This is a genomic window from Mesorhizobium sp. M0317, from assembly GCF_040321555.1.
Classification (GTDB): domain Bacteria; phylum Pseudomonadota; class Alphaproteobacteria; order Rhizobiales; family Rhizobiaceae; genus Mesorhizobium.
Genome location: NZ_JAMYRV010000022.1, coordinates 68573 through 84034 on the forward strand (window position 1 = coordinate 68573; position 15462 = coordinate 84034).

A 15462-nucleotide genomic window follows, 5' to 3' on the forward strand; every position below is an offset into this window, starting at 1 on the left:
CTTTCCCGCCGTTTTGATTCATGTCCGGTGCCGGCTGTTCCGCTTACTTCCGTGGCGGTCCCTTGCGCTCGGCCGACGCCGCCCACAGATTGATGTCGGACTCGCGTGCGTAAGTGTCGATTTCGGCGAGCTCGGCATCGCTGAACTCGAGCACCTTGAGCGCGCCGACGCAGTCCTCGACCTGTTCGGGCCGGCTGGCGCCGATCAGCGCCGAGGTCACCCGGCCCTTGCGCAGCACCCAGGCTAGCGCCATCTGCGCCAGCGTCTGGCCACGCTTGCCGGCGATCGCGTTCAGCGCCTGGATGTTGGCGATGGTCTTTTCGTTGATGAAGGCGGGCCGCAGCGACTTGCCTTGGCTGGCGCGGCTACCCTCGGGGATGCCGCCGAGATATTTGTCGGTCAGCATGCCTTGCGCCAGCGGCGAGAACACGATCGATCCGACACCGAGCCCTTCCAGCGTATCGAGCAGTCCGTCCTCTTCGACCCAGCGGTTGAGCATCGAATAGCTCGGCTGATGGATGATGCAGGGCGTACCGAGCTGCTTCAATATGTCGGCGGCCTCGCGCGTGCGCTGCGAATTGTAGGACGAGATGCCGGCATAGAGCGCCTTGCCGGAACGCACCGCATGGTCGAGAGCGCCCATCGTTTCCTCAAGCGGCGTATCCGGATCGAAGCGGTGCGAATAGAAGATGTCGACATAGTCGAGCCCCATCCGCTTCAGGCTCTGGTCGAGGCTCGCCAGCACATATTTGCGGCTGCCCCATTCGCCATAAGGCCCTGCCCACATCTCATAGCCCGCCTTGGTCGAGATGATCAGCTCGTCCCGATAGCCGGCGAAGTCGGTGCGCAATATCTCGCCGAAGGCGATCTCGGCCGAGCCGGGCGGCGGGCCGTAATTGTTGGCGAGATCGAAATGGGTGATGCCGAGATCGAAGGCCTTGCGCGCGATCGCCTGCTTGGTCTTGTGCGGCGTGTCGTTGCCGAAATTGTGCCACAGGCCGAGCGAGATCGCCGGCAGTTTCAGGCCGGATCGCCCACATCTGTTGTAGAGCATTTTCTCATAGCGGTGTTCAGCCGGCTGCCAGCGCATGGGTACAGATCCTGGATTGTATGGGTGTCGGCGCGAGCGTGCCCCCACCCTTCTACCTCATTTCTGCTCTACCTCATTTCTGCTTCGCCAACAGTCCTTTTGCGTCCTTGACGCCGAGTGCAGCCGGCCGCTCGCAGCTGGTCTGCATGGCGACGAACTTGCCGGTCTCGCCCGACCGCAACAGGCCGGTCATGACATCGACGGCATGCAGCGCGAGCTCCATCGAGCAACGATGCGGCCGGCCCTCGGCGATCGCCAGCGCCATGTCGGCAAGGCCTGCGGTGCGGTAGTTGGCCATCATGCCCTGGCCGTGCATTTCGTTGGGCACGCCGAACGGATGCTGCCATTTCGGCAGTTTCTTCACCGGTTTTGCCGCCTTGGTTATGCGCACGTCGCCACCGAAGAAATTCGGATCCGGCACGAACACCGTGCCCGTCTCGCCATAGAGTTCCATCGGCGCGTGACCATGCGCCCAGACGTCCCAGCTGGTGTTGAGCGTGATCACGGCGCCGTTCTCGAACTCCAGCAGGCCGTGGATCGTCGTCGGCGTGTTCACCGGGATTTTTTCGCCCGCGCGCGGTTTCGACGAGATCGTGCGTTCCTTGGCAGGCGTCGTCGCGAAGGCCGCCACCTGCTTCACCGGCCCGATCAGCTGGATCAGGTTGGTGATGTAGTAGGGCCCGATGTCGAGCACCGGCCCGGCGCCCGGCTGGAAGAAGAAATCGGGATTGGGGTGCCAGTGCTCCATGCCGTGGCCCATCACATGACAGGTGCCGCTGGTGATCTTGCCGAGCGCGCCGGTGTCGATGAGGTTGCGCACCAGCTGGTGCGCGCCGCCGAGGAAAGTGTCCGGAGCCGAACCGATGCGCAGCCCTTTCTTCTCGGCCCGGCTCTTGAGGTCGAGGCCTTCCTTGACCGACAGCACGAACGGCTTTTCCGAATAGACGTGCTTGCCGGCATCGAGGATCTGCTTCGACACCCCGTAGTGCACCGCCGGGATGGTGAGGTTGACGACGATGTCGATCTCGTCATCCTTGAGCAGTTCTTCGACGGTCTCGGCGCGCAGCTTGAACTCCTTCGCCCGTGCCTTGGCCGCGTCCATGTTGATGTCGGCGCAGGCGCGCATCTCGATGGCGCGAAACAGAGGCGCCAGCGAGAAATACGCTTTCGAGATGTTGCCGCAGCCGATGACGCCGATACCCAGTTTCTTTGCCATGATGATTGTTCCTAGTAAGCCTTGACGGATGCGAGCGAGCGGCTGGCGAAGCGCTCGATGTCGTTGGGGTTGTCCTGTTCCATGACGTAATATTTGGCCGCGCTCTTCGCCCGAAGTGTCTTGATCATGCCGGCCCAGTCGATGGTGCCGTGGCCGACATCCGCCCAGCCGTCCTCGTCAAGGCCTTCGCCTGACTTGGCCATGTCCTTGACATGGACGGCGCTGATGCGCTTGCCGTGCTTTTCGATCCACGGCAGCGGATCAACGCCGCCGCGGACTACCCAGGCGACGTCCATCTCCCAGCCGATGTCGGGCGCAGCCGACAGGATGTGGTCCTGCGGCACCGAGCCGTCGGCGAGTGTCTTGAACTCGAAATCATGGTTGTGCCAGGCAAAGCCGTAGCCGGCTTTTTTTGCGGTCTCGCCGACCTTGGCCAGACGCTCGCCAAAGCCGCGCCAGCCGGCGGCGTCGGCCGGCCGCTGCTCGGCCAGCAGATAGGGACAGATGACGAGCGTGATGCCGAGTGCGTCGGCTGTTTTGCGTACGCCGTCGAAATCATTCTCCAGCGCATCGATCGAGAAATGTCCGGTCGGCATCGAAAGCCCGTTCTTGTCGAGTTCGGCGCGGAACGCCTTGGGGTCGTCATAGACGCCGCCGAAACCTTCGACTTCCTTGTAGCCGAGCTTACCAAGCATTTTCAGGATGCCGTCCCACGGCTGGAAATTGCGGGCGCTGTAGAGTTGGAATGACCAGTTCATCGTCTCTGTCCGTTTCTTGGGTGGTTAAGGCTTGGGGATGTTTTCGGGGGATCGTTTTCGCGAGATCGTTTTAGGGGGATCGTTCTTGGGAGGATGGTTTGCGGATGATTCTAGAGGGTCACAGGCGATTGCCGGTCGCAGCGTCGAACAGCGAGGCGCGCGCCGGATCGAAACCGAACTGGATCGGATCGCCGCTGCGCAGCGTCCGTTCCGCCTCGACGCGGAAGGAGAGGTTGCGGCCGGCAAGCTTCGTCCACACCAGCGTGTCGGAACCCATCGGCTCCACGATCTCGACCGAACCGCCGGCGGAAAACGGCATCGACTTAGCCGCGTCACCGAAAGCGATATGTTCAGGCCGGATGCCCAGCACGCAAGCGCCGGCCGGGCGCTCCGTGCCGTCAAAGGTATAGCGATCGAGCGGCACCGAAACACCGTCGGTCCTGAACACTGGAGCAGCACTGGCCTCCAGCTCCCCTTCGAGGAAATTCATCGCCGGCGAGCCGAGGAAGCCGGCGACAAACCGGTTGACCGGCCGGTTATAGATCGTCTGCGGCGCGTCAAGCTGCTGGATGACGCCGCCGCGCATGACCGCGATACGGTCGGCCAGCGTCATCGCCTCGATCTGGTCGTGGGTGACGTAGATCATGGTGTTCTGCAGCTTGCGATGCAGAAGCTTGATTTCGACGCGCAGTTCCGAGCGCAGCTTGGCGTCGAGATTGGATAGTGGCTCGTCGAACAGGAAGACGTCGACGTCGCGCACCAGCGCCCGCCCGATCGCCACGCGCTGGCGTTGGCCGCCGGACAAGGCCGCGGGCTTGCGCTGCAAAAGCGGCTCGATCTGCAGGATCTCGGCGGCGCGGGCGATGCGCTTGGCGATCTCGTCCCTGGGCACGCCGGCAACGCGCAGGCCGAACGACAGGTTCTTCTCCACCGTCATTTGCGGATAAAGCGCATAGGACTGGAACACCATGCCGATGCCGCGATCCTTGGGCTCTTCCCAGGTGACGTTCTTGCCCTTGATGAAGATGCGGCCTTCGGAAATATCGAGCAGCCCGGCGATGCAGTTGAGCAAGGTCGACTTGCCGCAGCCCGAGGGACCGAGCAGCACGATGAACTCGCCCTCTGCGACCTCGAGATTGAGGGTCTGCAGCACCGATACAGAGCCGAAGTTCAGGGACAGGTCCTGGATCGAAACGCTGGTGCCGTTGGCTGCCATCATCGCCATCACCCTTTCACCGCACCGGCGGCGATGCCGCGCACGAAAAGCTTGCCGGAAATGAAGTAGACGATGAGTGGCACAAGGCCGGTCAGGATGGTGGCGGCCATGTTGACGTTGTACTCCTTCACGCCTTGCACCGAATTGACGATGTTGTTGAGCTGCACCGTCATCGGATAGGTGTCGGGGCGGGTGTAGACGACGCCGAACAGGAAGTCGTTCCAGATGCCGGTCACCTGCAGGATGATGGCGACGACGAAGATCGGCAGCGACATCGGCGCCATGATCCGCAGGAAGATGCCCCAGAAGCCGGCGCCGTCGACCCGTGCCGCCCTGAACAGCTCTTCCGGCATCGAGGCAAAATAGTTGCGGAACAAAAGCGTGAGGATCGGCATGCCGAAGATGGAATGGACGATCACCAGGCCGCTGAGGCTGCCGTAGAGGCCGATCTCGCGCAGGATGATGACGATCGGATAGATCATCACCTGATAGGGGATGAAGGCGCCGACGATCAGGATGACGAAGAATGTGTCGGCGCCCTTGAAGCGCCAGTTGGCCAGCGCATAGCCGTTCACCGAGGCGATCGCGATCGACAGCAGCACTGACGGCACAGTGATGCGCACCGAATTCCAGAAGCCGCGCGAAAGCCCGTCGCAATTGAGGCCGGTGCAGGCCGTCGCCCACGCCTTCACCCACGGTTCGAACGTGATTTCGAGCGGCGGCGAGAAGATATTGCCCATCCGTATCTCGGGCATGCCCTTAAGCGAGGTGACCACCATCACATAGAGCGGCAGCAGATAGTAGACTGCCACCACGATCAGCGTGCCATAGAGGAAGATGTTGCGGCGCGAGAAGACATGCCGCGGCTTCGGCCCGCGCGGCCCCGAGGCTTCGCGCTCGGCGGCACCCGCGCTGGCGGGCAAAGGGACGGCCGGGTCAGCCACGCTTCCTGCCTCCGAATTCAAGGTAGGCCCACGGCACGACGACGATCACCACCGAGAGCAGCATCATGGTCGAGGCGGCAAAGCCCTGGCCAAGATTCTGTGCGAAGAACATGTAGTCGTAGACATATTTGGCCGGCACTTCGGAGGCGATTCCGGGACCGCCGCTGGTCTGGGCGACAACGAGGTCGTAGACCTTGACGATGCCCGACGCGATGATGACCAGCGTGGTGATGAAAACCGGCCGCATCATCGGGATGACGATGAACAGATAGGTCTTCCACATCGGGATCCCGTCTACCCGCGCCGCCTTCCAGATGTCCTCGTCGATGCCGCGCAGGCCGGCCAGCATCAAGCACATGATGAGCCCGGTGCCTTGCCACAGCGCCGCAATCGAAATGCCGTAGATGACGATGCTGGAATTGTAGAGCGGGTCGAAGTTGAAGCTCGTCCAGCCGAGGTCCCGCACCACATGCTGGATGCCGAAATCCGGATTGAGCAGCCACTGCCAGACCAGGCCGGTGACGATGAAGGAAAGCGCGAACGGATAGAGGAAGATGGTGCGGAACGTGTCCTCGAAACGGATCTTCTGGTCGAGAAGCGCTGCAAGCAGGAAGCCGATGACCAGTGAGAACACCAGCGAGATCGCGCCGTAGATCAAAAGGTTCTCGATCGAGATCAGCCAGCGCGGCGTCGCCCACAGCCGGTAATACTGGTCGAGCCCGGCGAAATTCAGCCGTGGCAGCAGCTTCGAATTGGTAAAGGAATAGAACACCGTCCAGACGGTGCCGCCGACGAAAACCACCGACGCGGTGAGGATCATCGGGATCGAGGCGACCTTCGCATTGATGTTGCGGAACAGCGGGTTGGGGCGTTCGCTCTTGCTCATCTCGTCAGCCGGCTGGGTAAGGGCGGTGCGATCCCGGCCCTGCTTTCGCAAGGCCGGGAGCGAGGTGTATTGCCTCCAACGTCAGTCTGCCGAAGCGATGAGGTCGGCGAAGCGCTTCTGCGCGTCTTCGATGGTCAGGTCCGGCTTGGCGAAGAATTCGGCGAAGAGATCTTCCTTCTGCTTCTGGGTATCCTGCGAAAGCAGTTGGTCCGTCCACGGGATGACAGCGCCCTTGGCGAGGATGGCCAGACCCTTCTTCATGCAGTCGTTCGCCGCATTGAGATCGACGTCGCCGCGCACCGGCAGCGAGCCCTTCTTGAGATTGAAGGCGACCTGAGTCTTAGGGTCGAGCAGCGTCTCTGCCAACACCTCCTGCGCCTTGGACTTGTCGGCATCCTTGAGCAGCGGGAAATAGAAGGCGTCGCCGCCGGTGGCGATAACTTCGTTCAGACCGAGGCCCGGCAGGCAGGCATAGTCCTTGCCGGCGACCTTGCCGGCAACCTGGAACTCGCCTTGCGCCCAGTCACCCATGATCTGGCCGCCGGCCTTGCCGGTGATGACCAGATTGGTCGCCTGGTTCCAGTCCTGCACATTGGTGTTCTTCGCCATCTTGCGGGCATCGTCGGCGGCCTTGAAGACCTTGGCGATCTCGGGCCCAGCGGCGAACTTGGCGTCCTTGTCCTTGTAGACCTTGAGGAATGCATCGGTGCCGCCGACCGCCGCCAGCAGCACATCGAAGGCGCCGGAAGATTGCCAGGCCTGTCCGCCGACAGCGAGCGGGATGATGCCCGCCTTTTCCAGGGCGGGCGCTGCCGCCACGAATTCATTCCAGTCCTTCGGCAGCGGCACGCCGGCCTTCTCGAAGGCTTCGTTCGACAGCCACAACCACTGCCAGGAGTGGATATTGACCGGCACGCAATAGATCTTGCCGTCGATGGTGCAGCTGTCTAGCAGGCTCTTCGGCCGCACGATTTCCGTCCACTTGCCCTTGGTGGCGACATCGGTGAGGTCGCGCATCAGGCCGGCCTGCACCAGTTCTTCGGCCTGCCGGCCGTGATTGAACTGGGTGGCGCCCATCGGATCGCCGCCGGTGATGCGGCTGATCATGATCGGCCGTGCCGTGCCGCCGGATCCGGCAATGGCGCCATCGACCCAGTGATTGCCGGTGGCGTCGAAGGCCTTGGCGAATTCCGCAACCGCCGCTGCCTCGCCGCCCGACGTCCACCAATGGGTGACTTCCAGGTCGGTGGCGGCCGCCGGGCCGGCAAGCTGAAGCGCGGCCGTCGCGGCAAGGGCAGCGGTCAAAAGTCTATAGCGCATTTCGGTTCCTCCCAGAATCTGAAACGTTACAGATTTTCGATACGGCAATTATTCGGTGCGTGCAACCCCTGAGATAAACGCGCTCGAATGTTTTTTCGAGGCGCGAACAAATTCGTTGCGTGCAAACCGGCAAACTCCGCGCAAAACCGGGTGCTGCGCTGCAAAATCATGCTGCAGCGCAAGAAAACCGTCTCGAACCTGATGGTCGCGCAACGTTTCTGGCCGCCAAAACCCTGCCAAAACCATGGCTTGAGAGGCCCACGCGCTGCGATGTTGGAAATCTGTAACGTTTCAGTATATTGAGGCTGACGGCGAAGAACCGTGCCACATCGTCATCGAAGCGATTGTCGGCTGGTCCGGCGGCTGCTATGCGCCTGACGGGGCGGGACGAATGGACAGGGACCAGACGGAGAAGGACGACGAGGCGTCGGCGCATGAGCGGCCGACGCTGAAAACGCTTGCCTTCATGACCGGGCTCGGCGTCACCACCGTCTCGCGCGCGCTCAAGGATGCACCCGAGATCGGCGCCGAGACCAGGCGGCGGGTTCAACTCGTCGCCAGGCAGATCGGCTACCGGCCGAACCGCGCCGGCGTGCGCCTGCGGACTGGCAAGACCAATGTTATCAGCCTCGTGCTCAATACCGAGCGCGAGATCATGAGCTTTGTCTCGGACATCATCTACGGCGTCTCGGAGGTCATTGCCGACACACCCTATCACCTGATCGTCACGCCCTACTCGCGCTCGCAGGATCCGCTGGACCCGGTAAAGTATCTGGTCGAGTCCGGCTCGGCCGATGGCGTCATCATCTCACGCACGCAGCCCAACGATCCGCGCGCCCGCTACATGCTGGAGCGTGGCATACCCTTTGCCACGCATGGCCGCACCGATATGGGGCTTGTCCACCCCTATCACGACTTCGACAATTACGCCTTCGCCGCCGAAGCGGTGCGCCATCTGGCCAGCGTCGGCCGGCGCCGGCTGGCGCTGGTAGCGCCGCCGGTCGGGCTCACCTATTACGACCACACGGTCAATGGCTTTGCCGACGCACTTAGCGAGGTCGACGCCAGCGAAGTGCCGTTCAACGCTGTTTCGATCGACCAGTCGATCGATCAGATCAGGACGCGGACCGCGCAGTTGATGCGCCGCGACGTCAGGCCGGACGGTTTCGTCAGCAGCGCCGCCGCAGCAACGCTGGCCATCGTCGCCGGCATCGAGGATGCCGGCCTGAAACTCGGCCGCGACGTCGATGTCGTGTCCAAGCAATCGTCGGAACTGCTGCATCTGTTCCGCCGGGAGTTGCTGATCGTCAACGAAGATTTCCGCCTCGCCGGCACCGAGCTTGCCCGCGCCGTGCTGGGCTGGATAGGCGGCGCGGCACCTGGCTCTTTGCAGACTGTGGTCAAGCCAGGCGACGTCGTCGCGTATCAGGGCTGACTGGCACGACCTGAGAGGTCCGCCTCACCTGACCCTATCCGGCCGCTCCACTTCCCCATGGCCCATGGAAAGCGCCCTGCTCGCCGATGCGCTCGAAGCCATGCGCGCCGAAGAAGTCGCGCTGCGCCTGGATCAGGTTCGAGGTGCCGCGGCCCTGGCGGTAGCTGTCGAAATAGGCAAGTGCCGACGCCAGTGCAGGCACCGGCGAGCCTGCTTCCGATGCCTTGGCAACGGTGCGCCTAAGCGACGGATGCGCCTCCTGCATCATGGTGGTGAAAGCCGGCGCCATCAAAAGGTTGGTGGACGCGCCGCCCGAGCCGAAGGCTTCCGCCATGGTGTCGAGCATCTGCGAGCGGATGATACAGCCGGCACGCCAGATCTTGGCGATGGTCGGCATCGGCAAGTTCCAGTTGAACTCCTTCGAGGCGGCGCTCATCACCGCGAAACCTTGTGCATAGGCGGCGATCTTGCCGGCGAGCAGCGCCAGCTCCAGGTCTTTCAGAAGTGCCGCCTTGTCGCCGGAGATCTTGGTGACGCCGATATTGCCATAGGCTTTTTCGGCCGCCTGCCGCTCATCCTTGATCGAGGACAGCACGCGGGCCGCCACCGCCGCCTCGATGGCCGTCGCCGGAATGCCGAGCTGCTGCGCCTCGATGACAGACCATTTGCCGGTGCCCTTCTGGCCGGCACGGTCGAGGATGATGTCGACCACCGGCTTGCCGGTCTTTGCATCGTCGGCGGCCAGCACCTTGGCGGTGATCTCGATCAGATACGAATCGAGCCGGCCCTTGTTCCAGTCCTCGAAGACCTTGCCGATCTCCTTCGGCCCCATGCCGAGACCGTCACGCAGGATGCCGTAGATCTCGGCGATCATCTGCATGTCGGCATATTCGATGCCGTTGTGGATGGTTTTCACGAAATGCCCGGCGCCGTCTGTGCCAAGCCAGGCAGCGCACGGTTCATCCTTGAACTTGGCCGAGATCGCGGTCAGCACGCGTTCGACGCGCTTCCAGGAGTCTTCGGTGCCGCCGACCATGATCGACGGTCCATGGCGCGCGCCTTCCTCGCCGCCGGATACGCCCATGCCGATGAAGGTGAGACCTGAGCCCGACAGTTCCGAAAAGCGCCGCATCGTATCGCGGAAATTGGCGTTGCCGGCATCGATGACGATATCGTTGTCAGACAACACGCCGCGCAGCGCTTCGATCTGTTCGTCGACCGGCTTGCCGGCCAGCACCATGATGATGACCGGGCGCGGCGGCTTGATCGCAGCTGCCAGTTCCTCCAGGCTGTAGCAGGGCACCACCATGTCCCTGAGCGAACCGGCGCCTTCGAGGAAGGCATCGGTGCGCGCCTTGGTGCGGTTGAAGACGGCGATGCGGTGCCCGTGCTCGGCAATGTTGAGCGCGAGGTTGGAGCCCATTGTGCCAAGGCCGATCAGGCCTATTTCGGCTTTTTCCATCGTTTCTTCCCTGCTTTCGGATTTTGTTGAGGCCGCGTTTTTCGGGATGCCCATTTTTCGGCGAGATGATTGACGGGCCTTTCGCGCCACGTCAACCGCCTCGCCGAATTGTGTTGCGTCTGCGTTGTGTCAGACCGAGTCAGGAAGGGTCAGTTGGTGACCAGGCGACGCCTTGCCGATCGAATGACGTTAGGTTGAACTTATGGCAGTCAAACGGATGGACAATGTCGGAATCGTCGTCGATGACCTCGACGAGACGATTGCCTTCTTTCGCGAGCTCGGCCTCGAACTGGAAGGGCGGGCGACGATCGAAGGCGAGTGGGCCGGACGTGTCACCGGGCTCGGCGATCAGCACGTCGAGATTGCCATGATGCGCACACCGGATGGCCACAGCCGGCTCGAGCTCTCCCGCTTCCTCACGCCGACGGTCGTCGCCGATCACCGCAACGCCCCGGTCAATGCCCTGGGCTACCTGCGCGTCATGTTTACCCTGGACGACATCGACGACACGCTTGAAAGGCTCCGCAAGCGTGGCGCGCAGCTGGCCGGTGAAGTCGTCCGTTACCAGGACGTGTATCGGCTCTGCTACATCCGCGGGCCGGAAGGGCATCTCATCGGGTTAGCCCAGGAACTCGGCTGAGCGCCCTTCGCAGGCGGGCTGAATATCACTCGGCGCGGATATCGATCGGCGCTTCGATCTTTACCACTTCGAAATCCGAAACCAGAATATCGAGCCGCGCCGTCCAGCGGCCTGGAATCGGAATGACGAGATTATCGACGCGCCAGGTGCCGTCGCCTGGCTTGGTCGCCGGACGCTTGATCGGCTCGATCCCCGAATCGGGCTTGGACAGCACCAGCGTCACTTCCTTGGCGTCGAGCGGGCCGAAATCGCCATCCATGATGACGATGGAGGCGGTGGCCTCCCCGGTATGGCCGGGCGTGATGTCGATGTCGGCCATCGCCTTCATGGTGTGGATATGGGTCGACGTCGGTTGTGCCGCGGCGATTGCCAGCGCCCGTGGAGGCGGCGTGGAGCGCCAGCCGGCGGCAACGCCGAAGATCAGGAGCACGATCAGCATTTCGACTGAGATCGAGCGGCTAAGCCGTCGCCGCACTTCCGTCGCTCCGGCCTCGGCCAAGGCGGTGAGCCGCCATCGATTGACCGCCGCCAGCGTGAACAGAAACACCAGCAGCGCCAGCTTGATCAGCAGCAGCCGGCCATAGGCGGTGTTGACGAGCGCTGCCGGCGTCTGCACCTGAACGATTGCAAGCACCACTCCGGCGGCGGCAAGCACTGCCACCACGGGCATGATCGCGCGCGAAAACCGGCGCAGGAACGCCCCGGCTTCCACCGATTGGCTGCTCAACGCCAGGCCGAGCGGCAGCAATGCTCCAGCCCAGAAAGCGATGCCGGCGCCATGCAGGAACACCATCGGCCGCGTCAGCCATTGCGGTTCGGCTGCACTGGCATGGCCGCTGGCGGCAAGGGCTGCACCCACACCGGCCAGCCCGGCGAGCGCCAACGGCCTGGCGCCAGCACGCGATCCGACCAACGACAGCAGGCCAAGCCCGAGCGCCGCCAGCGAAATCAGCACCGTCCAGCCGAAGCTGGTGCCAAGCGCCGTCCGCCAGACCACCGGTTGCGCCAGCCGGGCGAGTGGCGCGCCCAGCGCGTCCAGCCCCTGGAACCCGAGCGACAGGGGTGCTGCGACCAGCCCGCACAGGATGGCGGCAATGACGAAGCGCTGGCCTGAGCGCTGGCCTTGCGCCAGCCATGTCAGCGCGAAGGCGCCGCCAATGCCGAGGAAAAGCCCGATGTAGAGAAGAACCTTGCCGGTCCAGATCGCTGACCGCAAATCTATATCGACAGCTTCCCCCACCGCCGGCGCCGCACTTGGCGCGCCAACGGAAAACAGCACCGAGCCGCCGACCGGATGGCCATCGGCGGAAATCACCCGCCAGCTCAAGACATGGGTGCCCGGCCCGAGCTTTTGTGGATTGTCGATCTCAACCGTTTGGTCGCTCAACCGAAACGAGGTCAAAGCGACAGGCGTACCGTCGGGCCGCACCAAGGTCAGCACCAGCGGCGACACAGGCTCGCTGAAGGTCAGCGAAAATTGCGTCGGCGCTCGCTCCAGAACCGCGCCGTCGGCAGGCTCGGCCTTGATCAGCGCCGCATGGGCAAAGGCCTGGTTTGGCGTGGCAAGGACGGCAAGCAGCAGGATCGCGGCCAGCAAGCTGAAGCACCTGCCGGCTGTCCGTTCCATCCGCTGGAAACAGGCCACGTTCATGCCATCCACCAAAACAGTGGCGCGCCGCTTCGAAGCAGCGCGCCGCCAATGCATCATTTCTTGGGCAGCAGGTTGAGGCCGGGCGCCGGATCTTCCAGCGCATCCTCATCCTGACCAGCCGCCGGAATGTCTATCCAACGCGTGGTGGCGCCATCGCATTCCTGCACCACCGGAAAATAGAGTTTTTGCCCGGCCGGCAGATCGGCGGCCAACGTGCCGCGGAAGACGAACTCGTCATAAAATTCATCCGGCAGGCTGCCGCCGCTCCAGTCGACTTCCTTGACGCCCGAGGTCACCGCCTCGCCATAGAGCTGGTAGGATTTCTCGTACTTGCCTTTCTTGACCTGCAGCGTCCAGCCCGGCTTCGGCATCGGCTTCACTCCGATCACCCCTTCCGGGATCTGCACGCGCACGGCAATCGTCGCCTTGCCGTCGCAGCCATGCGGCACCCGCAGCACGGCCTTGTAGGTCGAACCGACCGGCGCTTCCTGGGTTTCGAGCGTGATATGGCCGAAGGCAGCGCTTGTCCCCAGGACGAGGAATGCAGCGGCCGGCAAATGATGCTTGTTCATGATGGGTCCCTCTCGAAAAAATTGATTGGCAATAATTGGTCAGTCGTTGTCTTCCAGGGGTGGCGCGCTGCCTATGGCTTGCACGGCAAACTCGACGGTCACGGTTCCGGCCCTCTCGAAAGTCAGCGTGGCGGCAAACATCTGGCCTTCTTTAGGGGGCTGCTTCAGATCCATGAACATCACGTGGTAGGCGCCAGGACCCAGCGTGATCTTGCCGCCCGCCGGAATGTCCAGGGCGCCACTGACCGGGCGCATGGTCATGACGCCATCCTTCACCCCCATTTCATGCAGTTCGGCCTTCCCCGAAATGTCGGAGGAAATCGACAGCAGCCGGTCTGGTGCGCTGCCCTTGTTGACGATGGTGAAATAGCCGCCGGCAACCTTGGCGCCGGCTGGCGTGGCACGGGACCAGGGATGCTCGATCTCGATGTCACCGGCCTTGAACTCATGCGCAAGGACGGAATGGGCGCCGACGAACAACAGTGCAAAGGCAAAGAGGGCGCTGCCGAGACGCTGCTCGATAGTGGTGAAGATAGGGGTGCTGCGGCGCAACGCGCCGGCATGACGAAAACGGGACATGGGTAGGCTCCATGAATATGAGGTCGCGCCTTTGTCCGGCTGCGAACGAGTTTATCATTGGATGATTATCGCCTGCGCAGGTTACGCAAAGCGAGCGGCGGTTTTCAGCCCGCAAGCGGCGGCGCGCGCGGATTGGCCGGAGAGCGCTCGCGCGTGACGTCGGGATGCCTGACTGCCGGCGGAAGAAACGCGACTGTTTCAAAAGACAGGCTCACCGGCGCCACGCCGACGCCTGCTGGCGGCGCATAGGCGACGGAGGCCATGCTGCAGCCGAGCATGCAGCATGCCGGCATGTGCGGCTGGTGCGGATCGCCGCCGGGAAGCTGGACCGCCCCCTCATGTGTACAGATGACGTTGCCGAAAACGTCGAGTTGCGAGGCATCCGGCGCAATGCCGAAGGCAAACACGCCGAGCGTCGACTGGAGCAGCAGCACACAGGCCGCGACAAACGCGGCCATCATGCTCCATCTCTTACGCCCGAAGTTCAAGGATCTGCCTCTTCACGCAGCAACGGCGGATACCTAGCATGCGTCACGCGGCCGGAAAATCGCCAAATCATCGCTGCGGCAACGCGGCGCGTTAAGAAGCAATCCGACCGATTTCCGGGATCGACGTCAACAGCGTGTGGCGTGCCGACTTCAGATGCTTGCGGCAGGCGGCGTCGACCTTGCCGAGATCGCGCGATTTCAGCGCCGCGATGTAGGCGAGATGCTCGCTCACCGCGACTTCGTTGCGCTCGCGCTCCTGCGCCTTGTTCCACTGGTAGTGGTAGTGAAAGATCATGGCGATGACGTCGTAGAAATCGACGATGAAGCGGTTGTGCGACGCCCGGTGGATCAGCCGGTGGAAGCGCTCGTCTAGCTCCGAGAATTCGTTGAAGCGGATGGCGATTTCGCTGGCCAGAAGCCGGTGCTCGTCTTCCAGCCGGTCGAGATCCGCCCAGACCGGACTATCCCCAGGCAAGGCGGCAAAGGCCGCCGCCGAGCGTATCTCGAACATCTCGCGGATTTCAGTGAGTTCGAGCGCGAAGGCTCGCGTAAACCCCTTCAGCACCCAGTGGCTGTTGCGCCGCTTCTCGATCAGGCCGAAGCGGGAGAAGCGGATGAGGAACTCGCGCACGCTGGTGGTGCCGACGCCGATCTCGCGCGCCAGTTCGAGCTCGTTGATCTGCATGCCGGCCTCGGCGCCGCCAGCCAGCAATCTGCGCATAAACGACCGCTCGATGATCTGGGCCAGTGTGTCTGTCTCCTCCTCGGGGAAGAAATCATCCGGCTTCGGCGCCCTGAGCACTGTCTTGCTGCGTTTGTTCCACGCGATCAGCCCGGTCTCTTCCATGCGCGCCAGAATGGTGCGCACGGTGGTCCGGCTGACGCCGAGCAAAGTGCCCAGTTCCGGCTCCGACGGCAGGCTCTGCGTTTCATCGAGCAGCCGCAGACCCCTGTTGTAAGCGTCCTTGTAGACGTTGTTGCTCTTCGACATCCCTGCCCCGTTGCGCGCCGGCGCTTGCTGTGGCTGGCTTGAAGCGCGATATCACATATGTCCTGGCGCTGACCCCGGCAGAGCAAACGCTCTGCGTGTCAGACGCCGCTCCCCACAAGCCAAGCGTCCATCGGACGCATGGTCTCCTCCTGAAAAAACAATTGACGCACAAATGTTTTTTCACGATAAAAGACATTATATGTAAACAGACGCG

At 62.8% G+C, this 15462-nt stretch carries 15 protein-coding genes; 2 read left to right on the forward strand and 13 right to left on the reverse strand.

Translation table 11 applies throughout. The features are described from left to right. Positions 1–43: 43 nt before the first annotated feature. The 7 genes from mgrA to NKI88_RS16970 all read right to left on the reverse strand — a co-directional run bounded on the left by mgrA (position 44) and on the right by NKI88_RS16970 (position 7430). Positions 44–1090 carry an L-glyceraldehyde 3-phosphate reductase gene (gene mgrA / locus NKI88_RS16940; protein WP_023686605.1) on the reverse strand — a complete coding sequence of 349 codons (1047 nt, stop codon included), beginning with the start codon at positions 1088–1090 and terminating at the stop codon, positions 44–46. A gap of 73 nt (positions 1091–1163) precedes the next feature. Next, positions 1164–2306 (reverse strand): Gfo/Idh/MocA family protein, encoded by a 1143-nt coding sequence (locus NKI88_RS16945; RefSeq protein ID WP_352656238.1) that lies wholly within the window; start codon positions 2304–2306, stop codon positions 1164–1166. An 11-nt stretch (positions 2307–2317) separates the two neighbouring features. Further along, positions 2318–3064 carry a sugar phosphate isomerase/epimerase family protein gene (locus NKI88_RS16950; RefSeq protein WP_352656240.1) on the reverse strand — a complete coding sequence of 249 codons (747 nt, stop codon included), beginning with the start codon at positions 3062–3064 and terminating at the stop codon, positions 2318–2320. 118 nt (positions 3065–3182) lie between these two features. Further along, positions 3183–4283 carry an ABC transporter ATP-binding protein gene (locus NKI88_RS16955; RefSeq protein WP_023804597.1) on the reverse strand — a complete coding sequence of 367 codons (1101 nt, stop codon included), beginning with the start codon at positions 4281–4283 and terminating at the stop codon, positions 3183–3185. 5 nt (positions 4284–4288) lie between these two features. Beyond that, positions 4289–5224: a carbohydrate ABC transporter permease gene (locus NKI88_RS16960; RefSeq protein WP_023669802.1), complete on the reverse strand. Its 936-nt coding sequence runs from the start codon at positions 5222–5224 to the stop codon at positions 4289–4291. Beyond that, the gene (locus NKI88_RS16965) at positions 5217–6110 is read right to left on the reverse strand and encodes a carbohydrate ABC transporter permease (RefSeq protein ID WP_023683029.1); all 894 of its coding nucleotides are present in this window, start codon (positions 6108–6110) and stop codon (positions 5217–5219) included. Before NKI88_RS16965 ends, NKI88_RS16960 begins: the two co-directional genes overlap by 8 nt. Before the next feature lie 81 nt (positions 6111–6191). Then, positions 6192–7430 carry an ABC transporter substrate-binding protein gene (locus NKI88_RS16970; protein WP_023683028.1) on the reverse strand — a complete coding sequence of 413 codons (1239 nt, stop codon included), beginning with the start codon at positions 7428–7430 and terminating at the stop codon, positions 6192–6194. A gap of 391 nt (positions 7431–7821) precedes the next feature. On the opposite strand from NKI88_RS16970, the gene NKI88_RS16975 reads away from it, so the two are divergent. Beyond that, positions 7822–8865 carry a LacI family transcriptional regulator gene (locus tag NKI88_RS16975; protein WP_023683027.1) on the forward strand — a complete coding sequence of 348 codons (1044 nt, stop codon included), beginning with the start codon at positions 7822–7824 and terminating at the stop codon, positions 8863–8865. 34 nt (positions 8866–8899) lie between these two features. Here NKI88_RS16975 and gnd read toward each other — a convergent pair whose 3' ends face one another. Then, complete coding sequence (gene gnd, locus NKI88_RS16980) at positions 8900–10327, reverse strand: NADP-dependent phosphogluconate dehydrogenase (RefSeq protein WP_023714135.1); 1428 nt, start codon at positions 10325–10327, stop codon at positions 8900–8902. Between the two features lie 202 nt (positions 10328–10529). On the opposite strand from gnd, the gene NKI88_RS16985 reads away from it, so the two are divergent. Next, the gene (locus NKI88_RS16985) at positions 10530–10967 is read left to right on the forward strand and encodes a VOC family protein (RefSeq protein WP_352656242.1); all 438 of its coding nucleotides are present in this window, start codon (positions 10530–10532) and stop codon (positions 10965–10967) included. Between the two features lie 25 nt (positions 10968–10992). On the opposite strand, the gene NKI88_RS16990 is transcribed toward NKI88_RS16985, so the two are convergent. From NKI88_RS16990 to NKI88_RS17010, 5 genes are all read right to left on the reverse strand, one after another. Beyond that, positions 10993–12618: a copper resistance CopC/CopD family protein gene (locus NKI88_RS16990; protein WP_352656244.1), complete on the reverse strand. Its 1626-nt coding sequence runs from the start codon at positions 12616–12618 to the stop codon at positions 10993–10995. 53 nt (positions 12619–12671) lie between these two features. Next, complete coding sequence (locus tag NKI88_RS16995) at positions 12672–13190, reverse strand: YcnI family copper-binding membrane protein (protein ID WP_352656246.1); 519 nt, start codon at positions 13188–13190, stop codon at positions 12672–12674. A 39-nt stretch (positions 13191–13229) separates the two neighbouring features. Next, a complete protein-coding gene (locus tag NKI88_RS17000) occupies positions 13230–13769 on the reverse strand; it encodes a copper chaperone PCu(A)C (RefSeq protein ID WP_352656248.1) in 540 nt (179 codons plus the stop codon). 104 nt (positions 13770–13873) lie between these two features. Continuing rightward, a complete protein-coding gene (locus NKI88_RS17005; protein WP_023713447.1) occupies positions 13874–14230 on the reverse strand; it encodes a DUF2946 family protein in 357 nt (118 codons plus the stop codon). Between the two features lie 118 nt (positions 14231–14348). Beyond that, the gene (locus NKI88_RS17010; protein ID WP_023692007.1) at positions 14349–15248 is read right to left on the reverse strand and encodes a GntR family transcriptional regulator; all 900 of its coding nucleotides are present in this window, start codon (positions 15246–15248) and stop codon (positions 14349–14351) included. Positions 15249–15462 lie beyond the last annotated feature (214 nt).

Coding starts and splice junctions, on each gene's coding strand:
- mgrA (WP_023686605.1), bottom strand. CDS start 1,090: ATGCGCTGGCAGCCGGCTGAACACCGCTATGAGAAAATGCTCTACAAC.
- NKI88_RS16945 (WP_352656238.1), bottom strand. CDS start 2,306: ATGGCAAAGAAACTGGGTATCGGCGTCATCGGCTGCGGCAACATCTCG.
- NKI88_RS16950 (WP_352656240.1), bottom strand. CDS start 3,064: ATGAACTGGTCATTCCAACTCTACAGCGCCCGCAATTTCCAGCCGTGG.
- NKI88_RS16955 (WP_023804597.1), bottom strand. CDS start 4,283: ATGATGGCAGCCAACGGCACCAGCGTTTCGATCCAGGACCTGTCCCTG.
- NKI88_RS16965 (WP_023683029.1), bottom strand. CDS start 6,110: ATGAGCAAGAGCGAACGCCCCAACCCGCTGTTCCGCAACATCAATGCG.
- NKI88_RS16970 (WP_023683028.1), bottom strand. CDS start 7,430: ATGCGCTATAGACTTTTGACCGCTGCCCTTGCCGCGACGGCCGCGCTT.
- NKI88_RS16975 (WP_023683027.1), top strand. CDS start 7,822: ATGGACAGGGACCAGACGGAGAAGGACGACGAGGCGTCGGCGCATGAG.
- gnd (WP_023714135.1), bottom strand. CDS start 10,327: ATGGAAAAAGCCGAAATAGGCCTGATCGGCCTTGGCACAATGGGCTCC.
- NKI88_RS16985 (WP_352656242.1), top strand. CDS start 10,530: ATGGCAGTCAAACGGATGGACAATGTCGGAATCGTCGTCGATGACCTC.
- NKI88_RS16990 (WP_352656244.1), bottom strand. CDS start 12,618: ATGAACGTGGCCTGTTTCCAGCGGATGGAACGGACAGCCGGCAGGTGC.
- NKI88_RS16995 (WP_352656246.1), bottom strand. CDS start 13,190: ATGAACAAGCATCATTTGCCGGCCGCTGCATTCCTCGTCCTGGGGACA.
- NKI88_RS17000 (WP_352656248.1), bottom strand. CDS start 13,769: ATGTCCCGTTTTCGTCATGCCGGCGCGTTGCGCCGCAGCACCCCTATC.
- NKI88_RS17005 (WP_023713447.1), bottom strand. CDS start 14,230: ATGATGGCCGCGTTTGTCGCGGCCTGTGTGCTGCTGCTCCAGTCGACG.
- NKI88_RS17010 (WP_023692007.1), bottom strand. CDS start 15,248: ATGTCGAAGAGCAACAACGTCTACAAGGACGCTTACAACAGGGGTCTG.